The following is a 555-nucleotide window of genomic DNA, read 5'->3' as shown; positions in this document are numbered from 1 at the left end:
GCGGATTGTGATACAGGCCAACGACATCCACGACCTTCTCCACGAACATCGGATCAGTGGAGAGCTTGAACGTCTCGGCACGATGAGGCTTGAGGCCGAAATCGCGCCAGATCCGGCCGATGGTCGACTTGCTCAACCCGGACTTCTCCGCCATCGACGTCCGCGACCAGTGCGTGGCGTTACGCGGAGTCTCCTCCAGCGTTGCCACGATCACCTCCTCCACCTGGTCGACTGTGATCGACGCGGGCCTGCCCGGCCTGTCCTCGTCCATCAACGCGTCCAGGCGCCCGGCAACGAACCGGCGACGCCACTTACCCACCATGGTCCGATGCACCCCCAGCCGGGCCGCAACCTCCACATTGGACAAACCCTCCGCGCACGCCAGCACCACCCGGCACCGCAGAGCCAATGCCTGCGCACTCGTCGCCCGACGTGCCCACCGCTCCAGCGTGTCCCGCTCATCAGCGGTCAACACCAACTCGACCTTCGGTCGTCCAGTCCGCGCCATCCACCCAGACTAGACTTAGTCACAGCATTTCCGGCGCAGGACACTAG

1 protein-coding gene is annotated in these 555 nt (G+C 64.5%); it reads right to left on the bottom strand.

Annotated elements, in window-relative coordinates; genetic code table 11:
• Positions 1–475, bottom strand: a 475-nt coding sequence (locus ACFOSH_RS42395) for an IS630 family transposase (protein ID WP_378247192.1), incomplete at its 3' end; no start/stop codon positions are given.
• Positions 476–555 lie beyond the last annotated feature (80 nt).

The sequence above is a fragment of the Amycolatopsis speibonae genome (assembly GCF_042647925.1).
Lineage (GTDB): Bacteria > Actinomycetota > Actinomycetes > Mycobacteriales > Pseudonocardiaceae > Amycolatopsis > Amycolatopsis speibonae.
Note: the sequence above shows the minus strand (reverse complement) of the source record. Positions and strands in the feature narration are given on the sequence as shown.